Below are 21447 nucleotides of genomic sequence, written 5' to 3' on the forward strand. Positions count from 1 at the left end.
CGATGTAATCGTCTACAAAATCCGATTAATCCGTCTAATCCGCTAAAATCCGTGATTGGAGGATCAGGTTTGGGTTGGGGCAGAGGGTGGCCCACTGCCCGCGCTCCTCAGGCAACGCCACGCCGGGGAAGTCGCCGGAGCGGCCCTGCAGATCGGCTATTACCTGGAAGTGCAGGTGCGGCGGCCAGTCGCCGTTTTCGGGGGCAGGGCCGACTTCAGTGAACGTCTCGCCTTTTTCGATAACCATGCCGGGGCGCAGCAGCGCCGTTTCGCGGCGGCTCAGGTGGCCGTAGAGCGTGTAGAAGGTGGTGCCTTCGAGGCTGTGCTGCAGAATGACGGTAGGGCCGTAGTCACCGAAGTTGTCGTTGTCCTGCACGCTGTGTACGGTGGCATCCAGCGGCGCTAATACGGGCGTACCGGCGCGCAGCCACACATCCACGCCCAAATGCAACGAGCGGGCAGGTACGGCCGGGTCTCCGAACAGGCCGGGGCTGCGGCGGTAGATGACACGGTTCTCGAGGTAGCCGCCCACGCCGATATGCGCATCTTTATCGGCCAGTAGTTGAGCTACCAGCTCCTCAAATGCGGCTGTGTCGCGCAGGTCGGCGTCGCGCACTACGGGGTTGTTGGCGGTGAAGTCGAGGCGGGTCACATCGGGCGCGTTCAGGTCGACGGGCAGAATGGCGTGGAATTCGTGTTGGTGGCGTTCGAGCAGATCAGCAAGCATACTTCTGAACAAGAGGAAAAAGAAGAGGTTAGCAAGAGGGCACAGCCCGCTAACTAGGCGAACAGGCCGCTGGTACGTGCCGGAGTATCTGCATAGCGCAATATTTTATACGCCCGGCAGTGGGGTTGCAAGCTAAAGCATCCGCTATAGAATCCCGTACTTTGCAGCCCTCTTTCCAAATCTTCAGGCTGCCTCTGCCTGAGTGCGCAAGCTTCTAGGTCAACCTCCAAGTTATTAAGTACCCAAGCCCCTAAGTTACTAATGAGCAGTCCGTACCTCACGCTTACCGTTGTTGAGCTTACCCAGGAAACCAACGACGCCGTTACCATTCACCTTGAAGCCCCCGGCCGCCAGCTCATTGCCAGCGCCCCCGGCCAGTTTCTCACCTTGATACTGCCCTGTGGCCCGGGCGGCAAAAAGGAGCGCCGCGCCTACTCGCTCAGCAGCACGCCCAGCGAAGCACCCCGCCTGTCCGTGACGGTGAAGCGCGTAACGGGTGGCCTCGTGAGCAACTATCTGCTTGATACAGTGCGCGTGGGTCAGCAGTTGGAGGCCATGGCGCCGCTCGGCAATTTCACGCTCATCCCTAATCCTGCCGCCGCCCGCTCCCTGGTGCTGGTGGGCGCCGGCTCGGGTATCACTCCGCTGATGAGCATGCTGAAGGCCGTGCTGCGCGACGAGCCTCGCAGCCAGGTGCTGCTGGTGTATGGCAACCGCAACGAAGCCTCCGTGATATTCGGGGCGCAGCTGCGGCAGCTGGAAGCCCAGAGCGGTGGCCGCCTGCAGATCGAGCACGTGTACAGCCAGCCCACTGGCCCGGTGGCGGCGCACCAGCACACCGGCCGCCTCAACCGCACCATGCTGCTGCGCATTCTCGAGCAGCGCCACCAGGCCCCGACCGCGCAGGCCGACTACTACCTCTGCGGCCCCGACGGCATGATGGCCGAAGCCAAATCGGCGCTGGAGCTGCTGGGCGTGCCGGCGGCGCAGATCCGGCGCGAGAGTTTCGTGGCTGCGGCCGAAACGCAGGAAACGGCCGCCGCCCAGCCCAGCGGCCACGGCGACGTGTCGGACAGCGACGACGACGGCCAGGCTGTGACCCGCAACGTGACCGTGAACTACGAAGGCACCGAGTACCAGTTTGAGGTGAAGCCCAGCCAGACGATTCTGGAAGCGGCCCTCGACCTGGACATCGACCTGCCGTATTCGTGCCAGGCCGGGTTGTGCACGGCCTGCCGGGGCAAGTGCCTCTCAGGCAAAGTGCACTTAGATGAGCGCGAAGGCCTTTCTGATTCGGAGATGAAGCAGGGCTACGTGCTGGTGTGCGTGGCGCACCCGCTCACCCGCGACGTCGTTATCGAAATCGATTAGTGCCTGTAGCAACCGGCGTGGTGCCACAAGTAGTCCGCAGGGCCTTGTGGTACCACCATCGTTGAACGGCCATCGTGCAGTCAGCAGCCACGATAGTGGTACCACAACTGGAAAAAGCTGTGGTATCACACCCCGCCGCCCCTTTCCCCCGTATCCGAGCTTCTATGCAAACTTCCCCCGAAATGCCGGTGGCCTCTGCCACTGATACCCAGCGCCCACCTCGCCACTACCTGCCCGAAGACTACATCGTGACGGACTGGGCGGCGCTGGAGCCGTTCTTTGTGGAACTGCGCGACCGGACGATTACGTCCGGAGCAGGGTTGGAGCGCTGGCTGCTCGACCGCTCAGAGCTGGAATCGGCACTGAGTGAGGACCTGGCCTGGCGCTACATCCGCATGACCTGCGACACGCAGGATGAGGACCGCAGCACGGCCTTTCAGTTCTTTGTGAGCGAGATTGAGCCCAATGTGGCACCCTACGACCACGCCCTCAACGAGAAGATGCTGGCCTCGGAGTATTTACCCGAACTGGACCAGCAGAAATACCGCGTGTTCTTGCGTTCGGTGCGGCAGGCACTGGATATCTACCGCGCCGAGAACATTCCGCTCAAAACCGACATCAGCACCAAACAGCAGCAGTACGCCGCCATTGCCGGGGCAATGACCGTGACGCTTGACGGTGAGGAAATGACGCTGCCCCGCGCCGCCGACCGCCTGAAAAATACCGACCGCACCGTGCGCGAAGAAGCTTTCCGGGCCATTCAGGCGCGCCGCCTCCGCGACTCCGAGCCGCTGGATGCGCTGTTTACGGAGTTAATTGGGCTACGCCATCAGGTGGCACTAAATGCCGGTTTCGCCAACTTCCGCGACTATATGTTTGCTGCGTTGGGCCGCTTCGACTACACCCCGCAAGACTGCTTCAACTTCCACCGGGCCATCCGCGAAACCGTGGTGCCGCTTATCGACGACCTCGACTTGGAGCGTCGCCAGGACCTTAACTTAGCGGAGTTGCGGCCCTGGGACCTGGACGTGGACGTGAGCGGCAAAGCTCCGTTGCGGCCCTTCGAGACGGGCGCGGAGCTGCTGGAAAAGACCATCGACGTTTTTCAGCGCCTCGACCCCTACCTAGGCGACTGTTTGCGCACCATGCGCCAAATGGGCCACCTCGACCTGGAAAGCCGCAAGGGCAAGGCGCCCGGTGGCTACAACTATCCGCTCGATGAAACTGGTGTGCCGTTCATCTTTATGAACGCCACCAGCTCCTTGCGCGACGTGGTGACCATGCTGCACGAAGGCGGCCACGCCGTGCACTCATTCCTGACCCGCAATCTGCCGCTGGGCGCCGACAAGCACCCGCCGTCCGAAGTAGCAGAGCTGGCCTCCATGAGCATGGAGCTGATGAGCATGGACCACTGGGACGTGTTCTTCACTGACCCCGACGAGTTGCGTCGGGCCAAAAAAACGCATTTGGAAGGCGTACTCGAAACCTTCCCATGGGTGGCTACTATTGACAAGTTCCAGCACTGGATCTACGAAAACCCGGCGCACACCGAAGAGCAGCGCCACCAGCAGTGGCAGCAGGTGTTCGACGAGTTCAACCAGCGCACCGTGAGCTGGCAGGGCCTGGAAGGCATCAAGCCGTATCTGTGGCAGAAGCAGCTGCACCTCTACGAAGTGCCGTTTTACTATATCGAGTACGCCATGGCGCAGCTCGGGGCCATTGCCGTGTGGCGCAACTTCCGCCAGAACACGCAGCAGGGACTGGCCGCCTACAAAAGGGCGCTAGCGCTAGGCTACACTGCGCCCATCGGCGACATTTACGCCGCCGCTGGCATCCGCTTCGACTTCAGCACCGAGTATCTGCGTACCCTTGCCGATTTTGTGCGCGACGAAATGGCGAAGCTGTAGCAGGATGAGAACTCGCTGATAATCCAACCAAACCAGTTGACACACAAACCCCGGCTACTGTTAGCCGGGCGTTTGTGTGTCAACTGATTAGAACTATTTGCCTATTCCTGAGCCGCGCTGATACAGTTGATTTCAGCGTTGCTCCAAGTGTATATTGCTTCGGTTGGGAGAAGTTGGTAGGATATCCGGACACGCTGTGGGGCCAGGCCGCTGGCATTGCTCCAAAAACCGTCCCATACTGCCCCCGATGGTTTGAGTTGCCGGCCGTCGGCCAACACCAGCAGAATATGATGCTGCGCGCAGTTGAGCACGTTGCACATCGGGTATTGAAGGGTAGCGGAAGTTGCGCAACTGTCGGGGTGCGGCTCGTTGGTTTCCTTGGTGCAAGCGCCCACGAGCAGGCCTGTCAGAAGTAGTGCGAAACGGAAGTAATGGTGCGTCATGGCGGGTCGCAGGAATAAGAGGAAAGCCTATGCTGTCAGCGGCAAGACCAAGATTCCTAAGCGCCAGCTAAAGGTTGCAAAGCGCACTAAATACAGTTGATCAGCAAGTCGCTAAAACGTAAAAAAGCGGCCGGTAAGTACCGGTCGCCTTTTCCACAACCAACTCAACCAGACAGGTTAAGGCGCTAAGCGCCTTCGCTATCGGTTTGATATAAGGAGTCGTGTTTGGCCGGATAGGTTGCATGACCCCCGATTTATTGTGGCGGCGCCACCTGCGCCTGATGCAAGCGGCCCGGCCCCGGAATGCCGGAGCCGGGCCGCGAAAAAAGGGTTGCTACGGAAACCCGCCGCTAATTCTGCAGCTCGAACAGCGGGAGCGGAGTTTGCGCTTCGGTTGGCAACTGAGTTTGGTGGAGCTGCAGATAGTTATTGAACTGCTTGGCGGCGCGGTCGTATTTCACGCGGTAGCCGACCACCTGCCCGTCGTATTCGCCGATGGTTTCCAGCGTGTTCTGTACGGTGCTGCTGGCGGCACCCGGCGCCGTTACGAGGCCGCGCAAGGCCGTCAGCAGCGAATCCTGGGCGGAGTCGTAGCGGTCAATCTGGGTTGATTGCATCGTAGTCTGCTGGTAGCGCAACGCCTTCAGACGGTTGTTGGCGTGGTTCAGCTGCTGCAACTGCTGTTGGTTAGCTGCAGGGCTGCGCTCCAGCTCATTCAGAATCTGGGCCTGCGCAACAATTTTGGCATCGTCGCTGGTCATCATTTGCGTCCAGCGTGCATCTACGGAGTCCCGTAATACAGTTAGCTGCGCCGTAGCGGCGGCTGCCGATGCCGGATCAATGGCCTTGGGAGTGCGGTTGCACGCTGTGAAAGCGGCTAGCAGCAAAGCCAGCCAAACGGTGTTTTTCATAAAGCAGAAAGGGCAGGTTCGGGAAAGCGAAGAAAGCACGCGGTAGTGGCAAAATGCTGGCTGTGCGGCAAAGGTAGCCAAGCAATCCGGCGCAGATGACTGGCATTACGAGACATCCACTACAGGCAGAATCTGGCTGGAATACGCAAAAATGGGAGGCAGCATCACGCGCTAAAATAATAGTTATGGCTGATAGTCAAGTTGTTTGGCTGGATGCGCAATATCTGTTTTAGGCGCTGATAACGTATAAACCCCACACAAAGTGCCTATCTTTGATGACAGTTTAGTGGACCTTTCACCAACCTTCTTCATGAAAAAACATTACGTATTAGTGTCGGCGCTGCTGCTGGCGGCCGCTACTTCCTACGGCCAGGGCAACGAACTGTTCCTGTCTGAGTACACCGAAGGCGCCCACCAGTCGGGCATCAGCTACAACGGAGGTGTTTCCAATTCCACCGGCAACGAGCGGGCCCTGGAGATTTACAATCCTACGTCGTCGTCGGTTAGCCTGAACACGTATTCCATCCGTCGCTACTCCAACGGCAGCGCTATCGTAACGGAAGAAGAGAAGCTGCAGCGCACCACCGGCGCCAACACCCTTAACTCGGGTGCGGCCTTCGTATACGCCAACGGCGAAGCCACCATTACAGCCATCCTGAGCAAAGCCAACCAGCTGGCGGCTTCGCCGGTAGCTACTGTGGGCCCTAACACGCTGGTTCGTGGCGGGGTAGCCTACCACAACGGCGACGACGCCCTGGCGCTTGTGCGCTGGACAGGCGCTACGGCCGGCACCGGCACACCCGTTTTGGTGGATATTTTTGGCGTAATCGGTTTCCAGCCACTGCCGGCTGGTGGTGGCACGGGCACAGGCCAATGGAGCGGTACCAATGCCGCCGACCCACCCGTGAACGGCCAGACAACTCCGCCGCTGGTAGCTTCGGCCAACCAGTCGCTGATTCGCCGCACTTCTGTTTCGAGCGGTACGCGTGTAAATCCAGCTTCGGCCACCTACAACATTGCCGATCAGTGGCGGGCTTACAGCTTTGCTTTTCCTCCCGGAGGCACGGCTGATGCTGGCGCGCAGAGCTATTCCCGTCTTGGCGAGCACAACGACTACACTGGCCCATTCGGTACCTACGGCCCGCTGAAGGTGTTGGAGAAGTTCAACAACGGCATCAGCGTATACCCGAATCCCGCCAGCGGCACGGCTATTGTTGAGCTGAAGGACGTGAAAGTGGGCTCGATCGTGGTAATGAACAACCTCGGCCAGTCTATTACGGCACAGCCGCAGGGTTTGTCGTCGGAAAAAATCACGCTGGATATTTCCAACCTGAAAGCAGGCCTGTACTTCGTGCAGTTTATCTCGAAAGACGGCCAGACCAAGCTCTACAAAGAGCTGATGGTGAAGTAAACCACAGATGTTGCAGATGTATATGGATTACGCTGGTTAGGTGGCGTTGTCTATCTGCATCTGCCAGCCAGGAGGCCGCCCCCATGTGAGGCGGCCTTTTTGCCTTCAGGCCCAGGCAGCTGGCATTGGCTATTGGGGTAGCTTGGCGCGCCGGGTGGCCTGCGTGGTTGTTTCGTACCTTTGCTGACAACAGAAGCAGCAGGTTCAGGTGGCGAAGCGCGCCTGTGCCCGAACCTGTGAAATCCTTTTAATCCGCACCATCTGCGATTCTATGAGCGACATAACTCCCCTTGATACACTAGGCGAATTCGGGTTGATTCGCCGGATTCAGGAAACCGTACAGCTGCAGCAGCCCAGCACTATCCTCGGCATCGGCGACGATGCAGCCATTCTGGCGCCCCCAACTGGGCAGGAACTGGTTGTCAGCACCGATCTGCTGGTGGAAGGTGTGCACTTCGACCTCACGTTCTGCCCGCTCAAGCACCTGGGCTACAAAGCTGTGGCCGTAAACGTATCGGACGTGGCGGCTATGAATGCCCTGCCTACTCAAATTGTGGTGGCGCTGAGCGTGCCCGCACGCTTCTCGGTAGAAGCTGTAGAGGAACTGTACGAAGGTATCCGGCTGGCCTGCGAAGCCTACAATGTGGACCTGGTAGGAGGTGATACGACCGGCAGCCGCAGCGGGCTCACCATTGGCATTACGGCCCTGGGCCTGGCTGAAGCCGGCAAAGCCGTACGCCGCAGCGGGGCCGGCCCCAACGACCTGCTCTGCGTCACCGGCGACCTGGGCGGGGCCTATCTGGGCTTACAGGTGCTGGAGCGCGAAAAGCAAGCTTGGCAGGCCGACCCCGAAACCCAGCCCGAGTTAGAGAAATACCCTTACGTGCTCCAGCGCCAACTGCGCCCCGAAGCCCGTATGGACGTGGTACATGAGCTGCGCGACTTGGGCGTGGTGCCTACCAGCATGATTGACATTTCCGACGGGCTGGCCTCCGAGGTGCTGCACTTGTGCCAGGCCAGTGGAACGGGGGCCCGCATCTTCTCCGAAAACCTGCCTATTGCCAACCCCACGCTGGAAGTGGCCGAGGAGTTCGGCCTTGACCCCATCATGTGCATGCTCAACGGCGGCGAAGACTACGAGCTGCTTTTCACGGTACCGCTCTCCACCCACGACAAAATCAAGAACCATCCCGACATCACCATCATCGGACATATGGTGGACAAGAGCGAGGGCGCAAACCTCATCACCAAAGCCGGCCAGCCCATTCCGCTGCGGGCGCAGGGGTTCAACCATTTCTGATCACGGATTGCCGCGGATTTCTCGCGGATTGCACGGATTTCGTGGACGGCGCTATTCCGCTCGTTTCAACCCGACCACAAATAGAAAGAGGCTTGCCACTCGGCAAGCCTCTTTCTATTTTGAATCGTCCACAAATTTGAATTGTCCACAAAATCCGTGCAATCCGTGAAAAATCCGCGGCAATCCGTGATTAGTCCTCCGGGTAGGGGATGTAGACGAAGTTGGTGAACTCCTTATCGAGGACGAACAGGCAGCAGTACTCGTCGGCGTCGCGGTAGGTGCTTTGGAAGGCTTCGATGCCATCCTGGCCGACGATGCCTTGCTGCACAAACAGCTCCAGGTAGCTGGCAAATACGTGCCACTCCAGGTTCAGCTCGTCGGCGTTGATGAGCAGGCCGCCCAGCGGCACCTCCTGGCGGGCAAACACAAAGATGGGATACTTGGAAATATCCCGCTTGCGGATCTGTGAGGAAGCCTCGCTCAGCGTATCGGAAACGGTAGCAAAGTCCTTGGTGATGGTGCCGAGGTATTTGCCGTTCAGTTCGGGGTCGTTGGTGTAATCCATAAGTCAGGTAGTCAGTTGGGTACGGCTATCGGCTGCGGAACGAGCCGGTCGGCGAGGCGCTTGCCCAGCCGGATAGACGGGCGCTCCACGAACCTGTGGAAAACCGCCGCTGCCAGCAAGGTAGCCCCAATTACGGCCAGCAGCAGAACTATGAAGGCCACGTTGCCATTCGGAATCCTCGCGGTTAGCTTGTCCCAATGGTCCATGGTGTACACCACGAAAAACCAGTGCAGCAGATAGACGCTGTAGGAAATGCGCCCCAGAAACAACAACGGCCGACTCTCCAGCAGCCGCTGGCAACGGGGGCTGTTGATGATATAGGCGAGCAGCAACGCGGCGGCAACCCCGCTAAACTGGAACATGTCAATCCGCAGCAGCCCCAGCCAGTACGTGGTGTTGCTGCCTAGTGGATAGATGCGCGTGATATGCCGCAAGGAAAACAGCACGGCCACAAGCAGATAGATGCCAAATCGGTAGGGGTGCCACCAGGCCTGCCGCGTATCGTAGGTGGCAATACGGCGGAAATAGTACGTCAGCAGCATGCCCAGGCAGAAGTGGAACAGTTCCCAGAAGATGACTGAGGAACCGAAAATCAGGATGCCGATGATAACGTACCGGAACAGTTGACGGCTGTAGCGTAGCAGCAGCGCCAGCAACGGCACAAACAGCGAAGCGGCCATTTCCACTTCCAGCGTCCACGATGGGCCGTACAGGTCGTGCTTGCCCCGGATAAGTAGGGCCTCTTCAAACCAGAGGTGCTTGTTGGTAATAAACTCGCTAACCAGTTGACGCACTGGCTCGTGGCGGTGCCCGTAGAAATAGTAGCCGGCCAGCGCCACCAGAAATGGGATATAAAGCCGGATTGTGCGAGTGATGGCAAAATGCCGGTAATGCGCCGCATCAATTGTGAGGGAGGTATCAGGCTCAAAGTATTTCCAGGAAAGGACTAGCCCGCTCAGCACAAAGAACAGCGAAACAGCATCGCTGCCATTGAACACAATAGAGGTGAGCTTGAACCCAAGTGTTTCCGCCCAGCGCCAGCCCACGAAATGATAGACGATTACCGCAAAGGCCGCTAGGCCTCTTACACTATCTAGGTAGTAAAGTCTATTCATCCGCGGAAGAGTAAAGTTGCTTGATTGGTGATGAGGCCGAGGTATTTGCCATTCAGTTCAGAAGCGTTGATGTAATTCATCATGTTGCTACCTGTTCTACTTTGAAAATTCTGATTTCAATATCATCCGTTATGTGGAAGGCAATTGATATAGTATAAGAACCAGGCAAACATTCTATCTCAAGAGAATCTTCACCTTTTACTTTATCAGTTGAGGGAAAAAGAACTAAGCCGGATTCACTGGCTGTAATATGTATGAAAGTGTCGGAAAATTCAGTGGATGGTATTTCTTTAGCTATAATAGAATAATCAGGTTCTTCGTCAGAAAAGGTGTAAGGAATTACGATGTAACCGCCAATGAAACTCTCCGATGCAATCCAAGTTGCAAAAGGAATTTCATCACCTAACAACAGCGCATGGCCTTCACCTATGCTAATTGTCTGCGCATAATCCTTGGCAACTTCGCATGCTCGATCATAATCGGTAGCAACACCAGATTCCGACGAAAATCTAAAGGTTGATTTTACAACTCGCCCATTAGTGGGATGATCTATTTCCTCCCATAGTGGTGCTAGTTCTGCTGGGCATAACAGAAGTGGAACCCCGCTATTTACCGCCGTAATCCAATTCAACTCTGCGGCCACATTACCGCAACTCCAGCAGCACCACATTCTCCACGTGATGGGTGTGGGGGAACATATCCACCGGCTGCACTTTCACCACTTGGTAGGCTTCATCCAGCAGCTCCAGGTCGCGGGCCTGGGTGCCGGGGTTGCAGCTGACGTACACGATGCGGGGGGCGCGCATTTCGAGGAGGCGGGCCACTACGTCGGGGTGCATGCCGGCGCGGGGCGGGTCGGTGATGACTACGTCGGGGCGACCGTGCTTCTGGATGAACTCGGCGTTGAGCACGTCCTTCATGTCGCCGGCGTAGAACTCGGTATTGGTGGTGCCGTTGATTTCGGAGTTGATGTAGGCGTCCTTCACGGCCGATTCCACATACTCCATGCCCACTACGTGCTTGGCCTGCCGGGCCACGAAGTTGGCGATGGTGCCGGCCCCGGTGTAGAGGTCATACACCAGCTCCGAGCCGGTGAGCTGGGCGAAGTCGCGGGTGATTTTGTAGAGGTTGAAGGCGCCGTCGGAGTTGGTCTGGTAGAAGGATTTCGGGCCGACGCGGAAGCGCAGGCCTTCCATTTCCTCGTGAATGTGCGGCTCGCCCTTGTAGCACACCACCTCCAGGTCGTGGAAGGTTTCGTTGCCCTTGTCGTTGAGCACGTAGTTGAGGGAGGTGATGTGCGGGAACCGCTCGTGCAGGAAGTCCAGCAGCGGCATCAGCGCGTCGTGGGCGTAGTAGCACTGCAGAATCACCATCAGGTCGCCGGTGTTGGCCGTCCGGATGATGAGGTTGCGCAGGAAGCCCTCCTGGGTCACGAGGTTGTTGAAGGGCAGGTCGTGCTCCAGGGCGTAGTCGCGCACGGCCAGCCGGATCTGGTTGCTGGGGTCGGGCTGCAGCCAGCAGTGGTTGATGTCGAGAATCTTATCGAAGCGGCCGGGGGTATGGAAGCCCAGCACGCGCCGCTCGTAGTTGTGGCCGCTGGCAATTTGCTCGTTGGTGAGCCAGCCGTTGTGGCTGAAGGTGTACTCCAGCTTGTTGCGGTAATAGGTCTGGTCGGGCGAGGCCTGAATCGGTAGGATTTCGGGCAGGGCCACCTTGCCGATGCGCTGCAGCGTGTCGGCCACCTGCTGGTGCTTGAACCGAAGTTGCGTTTCATAGCCCAGGTGCTGCCACTTGCAGCCCCCGCAGGTGCCGAAATGCTCGCAGAACGGCTGCACGCGCAGCTCCGAATACTTGTGGAAGTGCGTGGGCACGGCTTCCAGGAAGTTCTTTTTGGCCTTGGTCACGCGCAAGTCCACCACGTCGCCGGGGGCCACTTGCGTCACAAAAATGACCAGGTTTTCGCGGCGCACCAGGCACTTGCCCTCGGCCACCATGTCGGTAATTTCGACTTCGCGGAGCAGCTCCGCCGGGATGTTTTTAACGGATTTTCTCACCCGACAAAGGTAATCACGGATTATAGCGGATTTGACGGATTCATCGGATTTTGTGGATCACGGATTCAGGCGGATTTAGCGGATTGGTCGGATTTTGTGGTCGATACTCGCCTGGCTTCTTCAATCAGACCACAAAAAAGAGGCTTGCCAATCAGCAAGCCTCTTTGCATTCACGTGAAGGTGAATTTTAATCGGCCTCAAAATCCGCCCAATCCGCCCTAATCAGCAAAATCCGCGTTCCTATTTCACCACGTCGAACCAGCCTTTGAAGGAGCGGCCGTCGGGCAGGGTGAGCAGGTAGTAGTAAACGCCGGCCGGGCTGGAGCTGGCGTCGAAAGTGTTGCGGTAGCTGCTGGTTTTGTAGACTTCCTTGCCCCAGCGGTTGAAGATGGCCAGCGAGTTGCCAGGGTAGAGCTCCACGTTTTTGATGATGAACTGGTCGTTGAGGTTGTCGCCGTTGGGCGTCACCACGTTGTAGAATACCAGGTCGTTGGCGAACTGCACGCAGGCCTCGTTGGAGCTGGACGTGAGCGTGCCTGGCCCCACGGCCTCAATCCGGAAGCACTGGTCGAAGCCGGCGCTGCTGGTGGCCAACTGCACGCTGGTGGCGGTGCCGGCCACGGTCTGCACCAGCTCGGCAGTGCCATTGGCGGCGCGGCGATAGAGGCGGTACTGCTGCACAGCAAAGCCCTGGTAGGCGTTCCAGCTTACGGTCACCTTGCCTTCGTCGCGGCCCGCGCCGCCTTCCGCGGCCAGGGCCTGGGTCCGGATGGTGGTGTGCTGAGTGCTGGCCAGCAGGTCGCCGCAGGCATTGGTGAGCTCCACGCGGTACTCATAGGCGGCGGCATCGGCATCTACACTGGTATCAACGAAGGTGGTGGCGGTGTTGGGTACATTACCAACGTTGGCAAAGGCGCTGGTGCTGCCCGCCACGCGGCGCAGAATCTGCACGCGGTTGGCATTGCCGGTGTTGTTGGGTACGTTGAGCGCGAGGTTGATTTTGCGGTCATCCTGCAAGTCCACCGAAGCCACGTTCAGGGCCACCGTCGCATTGTCGGGGCGAATGGTGAAGGTGGCGGCGCAGGCGGTGCTGGTGGTTTCCGAAACGCTGAGCGTGGCGTTGGCCGCGCCGGCCGGCACATCCACCGTCACGGTGGGCGTGCCCTGGCCGCTGGTAATGGTGCCGCCCGTTATCGTCCACTGGTACTGGCCGCCGCTGAGAGCCGCGGTACTGTAGCGCAAGCCGGTGCGGCTGGCCGGGCAATAGCTGGCCGGGCCGGCAATAGCCAGCGGCGGCACAACTACGAATGTTTTGGTGAACACCGGACCGGCGCACAAGCTGCTGTTGGTTTCGCGGGCCGTAATGGTGTAAGTGCCCACGGCACTCGGAACGCTCAGGGTGCCGGCTGTAACTGTTTGCGGCGCGCCGTTCACGGTCCAGGCGTAGGTGGAGCCGGTGGTGCCGGCCAAAGTAAACTGCACTGCTCCCTGGCTGGCGCAGGCCCGGGCCGGACCGCTAATAGCCAAATTGGAAGCCGGCGACGGCAGCACCGTCACGTAGAGCGTGTCGCTCTGGCCCAGGCAGCGGCCGCCGGCCGGGTTGCTGGACTCCGTCACGACCAGCTTGGCAATGCCGGGTCGGGTGAAGTTCACCTGCACCGTATTCTGGCTGGTGCTGAGCTGCGTACCGCCCACAATCTGCCAACCGTAGGTGGAGCCGTTGGTGAGCTGGGTTTGGTAGGTGAACGGGCCGTCGGCGAGGCACACGCGCAGCGGGCCGGTGGGCCGCTGCGTCACGAGCTGCTGATTGATTCGCACTGGGAAACGCACCGTATCAGACGAGCAACCCTCGGCGTTGCGGCGGAAGGCCTGCACGCTGGCTGAGTTGGAAGCGCCTCCCCAGTTCACGGTGATGGCTGCCGTGCCCTGGCCGCTGGCAATAGTGCCGCCCGTCACGAGCCACTGGTACGCCGTGGAGCGTGGCGCCCGGATGCTGTAAGCCACGCCTTGTACCGTAGGGCACACCGAAGCTGACCCTTGAATGCTGTCGGGCAGCGGGCGCGGGTTGACGAGGATGCGCACCGTGTCGCGGGCCACGCAGTTCTGGGCGGTGGTAGCCGTAACGATGTAGGTGAGCGTGAGCGGAGCCTGTGTCGTGTTCACGGCCGTGAAAACGGGCCGGGCCGTGGTGGCGCTGCTCAGGTTGGCGGCCGGGCTCCACTGGTAGCGGTAGCCGGTGAGGGCCGCGCTGCCGAGCGTGGTAGTTTGCCGGTCACAGAGCGTGGCGTCGGGGCCGGCGTTGGCAACAGCGGCCGGGTTAAGCGTGACGCGCACCGTGCTCTGGGCTACGCAGCCCTCAGCCGTAGTAGCCGTGACGGTGTAGGTAAGTACCTGCGGCGTGGTGATGGTGTTGGTGAGCGTGAAGGTTGGGTTGGCCGCGGTGGCGCTGCTCAAACCGGTGGCCGGGCTCCACTGATACGTGTAGCCCACGAGTGAGGCGGCGCCCAGCGTGGTGGTTTCACCAGAGCATACGGCGCGGTCGGTGCCGGCCGTGGCTACGGCAGCCGGGTTGATGGTCACGCGCACTGTGTCCCGGTTCACGCAGCTGTTGGCGGTGGTAGCCGTGACGATGTAGGTGAAAATCTGCGGAGTGCTGCCGGTATTAGTGAGCGTAACCGTTGGGTTGGCAGCGGTGGCGCTGCTCAGGCCGGTAGCCGGACTCCATTGGTAACTATAGCCGGAGAGTGAAGCCGAGCCAATCGAAGTAGGTGTGCCCGAACACACGGCCCGGTCGGGGCCGGCGTTGGCTACGGCGGCTGGATTGAGTGTAATGCGTACCGTGTCGCGGCCCACACAGCCCTGCGGCGTAGTGGCCGTCAGGATATAGGTCAGCTGCTGCGGCGTGCCCGTGGTATTGGTGAGCGTGAGGGTTGGGCTGGCGGCGGTGGCACTGCTCAGGCCGGCGGCCGGGCTCCACTGGTAGCTATAGCCTGTGAGCGAAGCTGAGCCAATCGAAGTGGATATACCCGAGCAGGTAGCCCGGTCGGGGCCGGCGTTGGCCACAGCAGCTGGGTTTACCGTCACGCGTACTGTGTCGCGGCCCACACAGCCGTTAGCCGTAGTCACGGTCAGAATGTAAGTGCTGATGATGGGCGCACTGGTAAAATTGGTCAGCGTGACCTGCGTGACCGGAGCCGTAGGGGCCGATAGCCCAGTGGCCGGGCTCCACTGATACGTCTGGGGGCCAACAACCGGCAGCACTACCGGGGAGCCCAGCAGCGCCACGCCCCCCGAGCAAATCACCTGGTCCGGCGACGGGGTGAAGGCGGCGGCCGGGTTGATGGTCACGCGCACCGAGTCGCGGGCCACGCAGCCCTGCGCCGTGGTGGCCGTCACGAGGTAGGTGTAGGTTTGGGGGGTATTGGTAGTATTGCCCAGCACCAGCGTAGGCTGGGCCGAAGTGGAGTTGTTCAGCCCATTAGCGGGGCTCCACTGATACGTGTAGCCCGTTAGCGCCGCCGAGCCGAGCACGGTGGCCGTGCCGGAGCAGGTGGCCGCATCAGGACCGGCATTGGCCACGGCCGCCGGATTTACTGTCACGGTAACCTGGCGGGTGGTGGTGCAGATACCATCTGAAGTCGATACCGAATAGGTGGTGGTAGTGGTAGGACTTACCGTAATGGTATTGCCGGCAAACGTCTGGCCGGTGCTGGCCGTCCAGGTATAGGTGGTGCCGCCGGTGGCTGTGAGAGTGGTGGAAGCACCCGCGCAGATAACGGCACTGGTGGGCGTGACGGCCAGCGCGCCGGCAGGCCGCACATCGATAATGCGCACCACCGAATCGGTGGGGCAGCCGAAGGCCGACACACCCCGCAACACCAGGCGGCCGGCGCCCGTGCCGGTCCAGAGTACCTGCACGGTATTGTTGGTGGCGGGCCCCTGAATGGTACCACCCTGCGCGGTCCAGCGGTAGGAGCTGGCCGTGGGGCCGCCCGCTGTATACTGCTGCGCGACGGCCCGGTCGCAGATAACGCTGTTGCCGCTGATGCTGGTCGGGCCCACTGCCTTTGTCACCTGAATCTGGAAAACATCGGCCACGCTTTTCGCTCCGCAGGCCACATCAGTGGCCGTCACCACTACGTCGTAGGGCGTGGCGCGGCCGTTGCCGCACTGGGTATTGAACACAAACTGGCCATTGACGGCGCCTGTGCCCTGCACGGTGGCACTGCCCGTTACGGCGCCCGGCAGCACGGTACCCTGGCTGCCCGCAAACGTGGCGTTGAACGGGCCGCTGCCATCCAGCAGCACGCTGTTTACGCGCAGATTAATGGGGTTGCCATCGGGGTCAGTAGCCCCCAGGTTGAAGCTGACCGGCTGGCCTTCCTCCACGGTAAACAGGCGCGGCTGCGAAGTGGTAGCGGCCGTAAACTGCGGTGAGTTGTTGGGCGAACAGGTGCGTGACACCAGTTGGATTTCGCGCCTGGTAGCACCAATCAGCACTTCGGCGCCGTTGATGGTTCGATATTCCTTTACTTCCACTGCCACCACGTAGCGCCCCACGCGGGAGGTGGCGTAGCGGCTGATGCCGTTGCTGGCATTGAGAAAGGCGTAGTTGCCGGGCCCACTACCAAACGGCGTGGTGGCCGAGTAGCCGCCGGCCGTGGCATACGTGACACTGGGCGGCGCAATGAAAGTAGGTGCCGCACCCATGTTGCCGTTGTAAGGCGTGCTGAACGAGTAAATCAGCCGGTCGCCGTCGGGGTCAACGGCGTTGTTGACGAGGATGCTGGTGTCGCCCTGGCAGATAACGACTACGGCCGTATCAGAAAAGGTAGGGGAGGAGTTGGGCAGCAGCGGCGGCGCCATTTCCACAAACAGCGTCTGGTTTTGGTTGCTGGGGTTCTGCAGGTTGTCGATGTTGAAATTGCGCGTACCATCAGTATACACGGCATAATAGCCATCAAACGCCAGGGGCAGGTTCACAACGGCCTCGTAGCGGGCCAAACGCACCGGCGGCACCGAGCCGGGCGGAATGCTGCAGCCGCCGGGCTGCGGCGGCGTAATGCTGGGGTTGGAAATGCGCGGCAGCCGGAACGTACCGGCCTGCTGCTGGTCGTTCTGGATGGGGTTCTGCAGCGTCGAGCAGCTGACCTGCGTGCAGGGGTACGTGTTGGCGCCCTCGGTGCTGACAATGCGTTGCCGGGTGGCTTTGTCGTAGATATTGAGGAAAATATTGCACCGCCCATCGGGTACATTGGACTGGGTGCTGGACGAGCCGCCGGCTGGCGGGCACTCCCAGTTCAGATACACAAGCACCGTGACGCGGTAGCGGTAGCGGGCCGTGGCCGGTCCGTTAGCATCCAGATACTGGTAGCGCATTTCGCCGCCCAGCAAGTGCGACGCCACGGCCCGGCCAGGGCTCAGGCCAATGAGTAGCAGCAAAAAGCATATGACGCGGAGTAGAAGTTGGCGCATATAGAGTGGTGAGGTAATGAGGGGATGAGGGGATGCAGGGGGAGGCGTAATGAGGTATGAGGGAAAAAGGTGATGAGGAAAACGTCATTCCGGGCCTGCGAGGAATCTCGCCAGTGGGGTAGATACTGCCACGCCCAACATCAGCACGCGAGATTCCTCGCAGGCTCGGAAGAAGGTTCTCACTCTATCATCTCATCACGTGGCTTATTGCACTTGCACGCGGCGCACGGCGGTCTGGCCGTCGGCGTTCTGCAGGCGCAGCACATACAGGCCGCGGGGCAGGCCGGCCAGGTTCAGCTCGGCATCCTGGCTGGGGCTCAGGCGCAGGCTGGTTTCCTGCACCAGCGCGCCCAGCAGGTTTTCCACCCGCACGGCATAGGTGCCGGCAGCGGCCGGGTCGGGCAGGCGCAGGTGCAGGCGCCCATCGGTGGTCGGGTTCGGAAATACGTTCAGCGCCGGCAGCGTACGAGCTTCGGCGGCGCTTAGGGGGCCATTCACCAGCACCGAGTAGTCCTCGGTTTCTGAGTTGTTCTGGTTGACCTGGCAGGGGTTGGGGGCCGGTAGGGTGTTGAGGCGCACCATCACCCGCATGCGCGTCAGGCCCCGGAAGGCAGGGTTGGTAGGCACCGTGAAACCTGTTGTGAGGGTGGTGGCGGCAGTGGCAGTATTGGTAATCAGCTCAGAGGCTTCAAATGTGCCGTTGCGGTTCCAGTCAACCCAGGCCCAGAGCAGGTGCTGGAAGTTGGCATTCACGCTCATATCCAGGAAGGTATTGGTGCCCTGGTAGAGCGGTATCACCTTGTCGAGGAAGTTGCCGTAGCCGCTGGCGTTGGCGCCCGAGGGATTCGTGAAGTCGGTGGCGCCGGTGCGCCGGACGGCCACGTTGGTTAGCCAGATGTTGGGTGTAGTGCCCGTAGCTTCGCAGTAGCGTACACAAGGCACCATTAGCACTACCGCGTTGGGTTTGCTGACGGTATTGACGCCAAACGCGTTGGTGGTGGTGAGCGTGACCGTAAAGGCGCCGCCGGTGGCGTACTGGTGGCTGGGATTCTGCTGAGTGCTGGTAGTGTTGTCGCCGAAGTTCCAGAGCCAGCTGGTGGGCGCATTCTGGCTTTGGTCGGTGAACTGCACCGGGTTCTGGCAGTTGCCGGGCACGTGGTTGGAGGTGAAGGCCGCCACCGGAGGGTTGGTGTTGTTGCGCACCGTCACGGTATAGTCCTCAATCTGGCCCAGCTGCGGCGAAGCGCAGGCTGTAGCGGCCCCGCCCACAAAGTCGGCCAGCACGCGCAGGCGTAGCGGCACATTTTTGGGGGCCGTAGCCGGAAGCTGCACCATGCCGGTGGGGTTGATACGGTTCAGGGCCGTATACAGCAGCTCGTTGGCAGTGAACACGCCGTCGTTGTTGAGGTCCAGCCACACCCGGATATCCTGCGGATTGGTGCCCGTGACAAGGCTGATGGGGTAGGAGTTTCCCTCAATGAACTGCGCCCGGCTGCCGCAGGTGAAGTCCTCGTAGCCGGCCTGCCCGTTTTGGGAAGTATTGCTGAGCGGACCCAGCGTGAACTGCGTGATGCCGTAGCCGCAGCAGAATGCCGTGGTGGCCGGCGTGCAGGCGGCGGCTACCGGCACGGCATTGTCATACACGATGTAGCTGCTGCGGGTACGCACGTTGCTGCCCGCCGCGTTGGTGGCCGTCAGCGTAACGGTGTAGGTGCCCGGCGTGGTGTAGCAGTGGCTGGGGCTTTGCTGGGTGCTGGTGGTGTTGTCGCCGAAGTTCCAGAGCCAGCTGGTGGGCGCATTCTGGCTTTGGTCGGTGAACTGCACGCAGCCCGTGCAGGTAAGCGTTTGGTTGGCTACAAACTCGGCCATCGGCGCCGCCACGTTGGCCTGCACCGTCACGGCATAGTCCTCGGTCTGCGAATACTGTGGGGTGGTGCAGGGCCCCGGAATCGGAACATTCACATAGTCGGCCGCTACGCGCAGACGCAGGCGGGTGCCCAGCACCGTGCTCGTGGGCAGCGAAATAGACCCGGTATGCACCCGCGCCGAATTAGAGCTGAAAATTAACTCTGTGGTGGGGTTCAGCGTGCCGTCGTTGTTGAGGTCCAGCCACACCCGTACGTTTTCGTTGGCATTAGGATTGGTACGAATGCTGATGGGATAATTCTGACCTACCGTAAGCGTTGTGCCTACCGTGCAGGAATAGTCGCGGAAGCCATCCTGAATGCCAGCCGTGGTACTGTTGATAGTGCCCAGCGTAACATTTAGAATCCCCATACCGAAAGGGAAGTTGGCGGCCGGCGCCGAGCCGGGCGTGCAGGCACTGGCCGCTGCCGGGCACTGCGCCCAGGCTGCGCTGCCCAGCGGCAGCATCAGCAACAAACTACCCCAAAAAAAAGCAGACGCACCGCGCCGAATACGTAGAGTTGGAATCATAGAAAAGCAGCAGCGGGCTGAAAGAGAGACAAGTAGGTGTAGTGACAATGCGGAGGCAAAATACAATTTATCACACCGACAATCCAATATAGCGGGGGATTAATTACGCTTCAGCTGGCAACTGGCAAAAACCCGCTTTACGCCAATGAATAGGCCGGAAATTAGGTAGTTTTGCTGGCCGCCTGCCTCGGCAGATTTCCGGCGGCTACACTTGAATGAAAGACAAAGTAGTATTGATTACCGGCGGTACTTCCGGCATCGGGCGCGCCTGCGCCGTGGCCTTCGGGCAAGCCGGAGCCCAGGTGGTTGTAACAGGCCGCAACCAGGCCCGCCTTCAGGAAACAGCCCTTGAGTTAACCCGCCTCGGCATCCGCCACCACACTGTGCGCGCCGATGTAGGCGTGGCAGCTGATGCGTTGCGGGCCGTGGAAGAAACCATCGGTGCTTTCGGGCGCCTTGATGTGCTGCTCAACAACGCTGGCATCAGCATGCGCGCCCGGTTTCAGGATGTTGACTTAGGGGTGATAGAGCAGCTGATGCAAACCAACTTTTTTGGCACTGTATACACCACCAAAGGCGCTTTGCCACATCTGCTGGCCAGCAAAGGCTCGGTGGTAGGCATTAGCAGCATTGCGGGCTACCGGGGCTTGCCGGGCCGGACCGGCTACTCAGCCTCCAAGTTTGCTATGCACGGATTTCTGGAGGCGCTGCGCACGGAGCTGCTTCCTCAGGGCGTGCATGTGCTGCTGGCCTGCCCGGGCTTCACTGCCTCCAATATCCGTCAGGTAGCCTTGGCCGCCGACGGCTCAACCCAGGGAGAGTCGCCGCGTGACGAGCAGAAAATGATGAGCAGCGAAGAGGTAGCACAGCACATCCTGCACGCCGTGCAGCACCGCCGCCGCGACCTGGTGCTCACCAGCCAGGGCAAGCTCACGGTTTTCCTGAACAAGTGGCTTCCATCCCTCACCGACAAGCTGGTGTTGAGTCACTTTCGTAAAGAGGAAGCCGGCGGTATGAAGTGAAAAGTACCGCGGTGCATGGTGACAAGTATAATCACCATGCACTTCATCACTCCATCACCTCATCACCAAAAACCGCCTCACTGCACCAGTAGCAGGTCCTGAGTGCGGATGTAGGCATCCTGGCCCTGCCACTGCACACGGTACCAGGTATCCTGGCGGCCCTGCACCAGCAGCCGGTCGCCGGCGGCGGCCGTGGTAAGCCAGGAGGCTCCGGCACTCGGGCCGCTCATCAGGGCGGCCCGGGGGCGGGCCACGAGCGCCGCCCGCTCCGGAGCCAGCCACAACAGGTAACTACCTGACAAAAGCAGGTACACGCCATATGAGAGCCACCAGCCGCGCGTGAGTTGGCGGCGGCGTGCTAGCAGCAGCATCCCTGCCGCCACGGCACCAATCAATAAGCCCTGCAGCCCGGGATAGTAGTAGCGTTGCGTAATCAGCAGCAGGTCGTGGCGCCAAGTGTCGGGGTAGCCCGTCAGGCGCCGGTCACGGGCGAGGGCAGCCATCTTGCGCCATGTAGTCAGGCTTGGCTGGCGTTTGTAGGCCATGCTCAGGTAGTACAGCGCAGCGGGGTAGTGCCCCAGGCCATCCTGCACGTAAGCCATACGCAGCAGCATGCGGGGGGAAGCCATTTTGTGGTCACGCAGTGCTTTCCGGTACAACTGAAAAGCCGGAACGTAGGCCCCCGCAACAAAAGCAGAATCAGCTTTTTG

15 protein-coding genes are annotated in these 21447 nt (G+C 60.3%); 5 read left to right on the forward strand and 10 right to left on the reverse strand.

What is annotated here, in order from left to right; translation table 11 throughout:
* Positions 1-34: 34 nt before the first annotated feature.
* Positions 35-727, reverse strand: coding sequence for a peptidoglycan DD-metalloendopeptidase family protein (locus tag H8B14_RS09740; protein WP_187315446.1), 693 nt, complete (start codon positions 725-727; stop codon positions 35-37).
* Positions 728-988: 261 nt separating this feature from the next.
* On the opposite strand from H8B14_RS09740, the gene H8B14_RS09745 reads away from it, so the two are divergent.
* Complete coding sequence (locus H8B14_RS09745; protein ID WP_187315447.1) at positions 989-2098, forward strand: ferredoxin--NADP reductase; 1110 nt, start codon at positions 989-991, stop codon at positions 2096-2098.
* A 164-nt stretch (positions 2099-2262) separates the two neighbouring features.
* On the forward strand, positions 2263-4005 hold the full coding sequence (locus tag H8B14_RS09750; RefSeq protein WP_187315448.1) for a M3 family oligoendopeptidase: 1743 nt from the start codon (positions 2263-2265) through the stop codon (positions 4003-4005).
* A 101-nt stretch (positions 4006-4106) separates the two neighbouring features.
* On the opposite strand, the gene H8B14_RS09755 is transcribed toward H8B14_RS09750, so the two are convergent.
* Both H8B14_RS09755 and H8B14_RS09760 read right to left on the reverse strand, forming a co-directional pair.
* Positions 4107-4448: a hypothetical protein gene (locus H8B14_RS09755; protein WP_187315449.1), complete on the reverse strand. Its 342-nt coding sequence runs from the start codon at positions 4446-4448 to the stop codon at positions 4107-4109.
* A gap of 350 nt (positions 4449-4798) precedes the next feature.
* A complete protein-coding gene (locus H8B14_RS09760; RefSeq protein ID WP_187315450.1) occupies positions 4799-5359 on the reverse strand; it encodes a hypothetical protein in 561 nt (186 codons plus the stop codon).
* A 310-nt stretch (positions 5360-5669) separates the two neighbouring features.
* On the opposite strand from H8B14_RS09760, the gene H8B14_RS09765 reads away from it, so the two are divergent.
* Entirely contained in the window at positions 5670-6770 is a 1101-nt protein-coding gene (locus H8B14_RS09765; RefSeq protein WP_187315451.1) for a T9SS type A sorting domain-containing protein, read from the forward strand.
* Between the two features lie 271 nt (positions 6771-7041).
* Positions 7042-8070 carry a thiamine-phosphate kinase gene (thiL, locus tag H8B14_RS09770; protein WP_187315452.1) on the forward strand — a complete coding sequence of 343 codons (1029 nt, stop codon included), beginning with the start codon at positions 7042-7044 and terminating at the stop codon, positions 8068-8070.
* A gap of 190 nt (positions 8071-8260) precedes the next feature.
* On the opposite strand, the gene H8B14_RS09775 is transcribed toward thiL, so the two are convergent.
* From H8B14_RS09775 to H8B14_RS09800, 6 genes are all read right to left on the reverse strand, one after another.
* On the reverse strand, positions 8261-8635 hold the full coding sequence (locus H8B14_RS09775) for a hypothetical protein (RefSeq protein ID WP_187315453.1): 375 nt from the start codon (positions 8633-8635) through the stop codon (positions 8261-8263).
* 11 nt (positions 8636-8646) lie between these two features.
* On the reverse strand, positions 8647-9750 hold the full coding sequence (locus H8B14_RS09780; protein ID WP_187315454.1) for an acyltransferase family protein: 1104 nt from the start codon (positions 9748-9750) through the stop codon (positions 8647-8649).
* 79 nt (positions 9751-9829) lie between these two features.
* On the reverse strand, positions 9830-10393 hold the full coding sequence (locus H8B14_RS09785) for an Imm21 family immunity protein (RefSeq protein WP_187315455.1): 564 nt from the start codon (positions 10391-10393) through the stop codon (positions 9830-9832).
* A 1-nt stretch (position 10394) separates the two neighbouring features.
* Positions 10395-11804: a 23S rRNA (uracil(1939)-C(5))-methyltransferase RlmD gene (gene rlmD / locus H8B14_RS09790; protein WP_187315456.1), complete on the reverse strand. Its 1410-nt coding sequence runs from the start codon at positions 11802-11804 to the stop codon at positions 10395-10397.
* A gap of 240 nt (positions 11805-12044) precedes the next feature.
* Complete coding sequence (locus tag H8B14_RS09795) at positions 12045-17279, reverse strand: T9SS type B sorting domain-containing protein (RefSeq protein ID WP_187315457.1); 5235 nt, start codon at positions 17277-17279, stop codon at positions 12045-12047.
* A 204-nt stretch (positions 17280-17483) separates the two neighbouring features.
* Positions 17484-19715: a GEVED domain-containing protein gene (locus H8B14_RS09800; RefSeq protein WP_187315458.1), complete on the reverse strand. Its 2232-nt coding sequence runs from the start codon at positions 19713-19715 to the stop codon at positions 17484-17486.
* A 215-nt stretch (positions 19716-19930) separates the two neighbouring features.
* Here H8B14_RS09800 and H8B14_RS09805 point away from each other — a divergent pair, with 215 nt between their 5' ends.
* Complete coding sequence (locus tag H8B14_RS09805; protein ID WP_187315459.1) at positions 19931-20737, forward strand: SDR family oxidoreductase; 807 nt, start codon at positions 19931-19933, stop codon at positions 20735-20737.
* Positions 20738-20814: 77 nt separating this feature from the next.
* On the opposite strand, the gene H8B14_RS09810 is transcribed toward H8B14_RS09805, so the two are convergent.
* Positions 20815-21366 (reverse strand): SH3 domain-containing protein, encoded by a 552-nt coding sequence (locus H8B14_RS09810; RefSeq protein ID WP_187315460.1) that lies wholly within the window; start codon positions 21364-21366, stop codon positions 20815-20817.
* Positions 21367-21447 lie beyond the last annotated feature (81 nt).

This window comes from Hymenobacter puniceus, from assembly GCF_014333525.1.
Taxonomy (GTDB): domain Bacteria; phylum Bacteroidota; class Bacteroidia; order Cytophagales; family Hymenobacteraceae; genus Hymenobacter.

Excerpts from the sequence above, each read along its gene's own strand:
- H8B14_RS09755 (WP_187315449.1), bottom strand. The coding sequence starts at position 4,448 with ATGACGCACCATTACTTCCGTTTCGCACTACTTCTGACAGGCCTGCTC.
- H8B14_RS09795 (WP_187315457.1), bottom strand. The coding sequence starts at position 17,279 with ATGCGCCAACTTCTACTCCGCGTCATATGCTTTTTGCTGCTACTCATT.
- H8B14_RS09800 (WP_187315458.1), bottom strand. The coding sequence starts at position 19,715 with ATGATTCCAACTCTACGTATTCGGCGCGGTGCGTCTGCTTTTTTTTGG.
- H8B14_RS09740 (WP_187315446.1), bottom strand. The coding sequence starts at position 727 with ATGCTTGCTGATCTGCTCGAACGCCACCAACACGAATTCCACGCCATT.
- H8B14_RS09810 (WP_187315460.1), bottom strand. The coding sequence starts at position 21,366 with ATGGCTTCCCCCCGCATGCTGCTGCGTATGGCTTACGTGCAGGATGGC.
- thiL (WP_187315452.1), top strand. The coding sequence starts at position 7,042 with ATGAGCGACATAACTCCCCTTGATACACTAGGCGAATTCGGGTTGATT.
- H8B14_RS09760 (WP_187315450.1), bottom strand. The coding sequence starts at position 5,359 with ATGAAAAACACCGTTTGGCTGGCTTTGCTGCTAGCCGCTTTCACAGCG.
- H8B14_RS09805 (WP_187315459.1), top strand. The coding sequence starts at position 19,931 with ATGAAAGACAAAGTAGTATTGATTACCGGCGGTACTTCCGGCATCGGG.
- H8B14_RS09745 (WP_187315447.1), top strand. The coding sequence starts at position 989 with ATGAGCAGTCCGTACCTCACGCTTACCGTTGTTGAGCTTACCCAGGAA.
- H8B14_RS09780 (WP_187315454.1), bottom strand. The coding sequence starts at position 9,750 with ATGAATAGACTTTACTACCTAGATAGTGTAAGAGGCCTAGCGGCCTTT.
- H8B14_RS09775 (WP_187315453.1), bottom strand. The coding sequence starts at position 8,635 with ATGGATTACACCAACGACCCCGAACTGAACGGCAAATACCTCGGCACC.
- H8B14_RS09765 (WP_187315451.1), top strand. The coding sequence starts at position 5,670 with ATGAAAAAACATTACGTATTAGTGTCGGCGCTGCTGCTGGCGGCCGCT.
- H8B14_RS09750 (WP_187315448.1), top strand. The coding sequence starts at position 2,263 with ATGCAAACTTCCCCCGAAATGCCGGTGGCCTCTGCCACTGATACCCAG.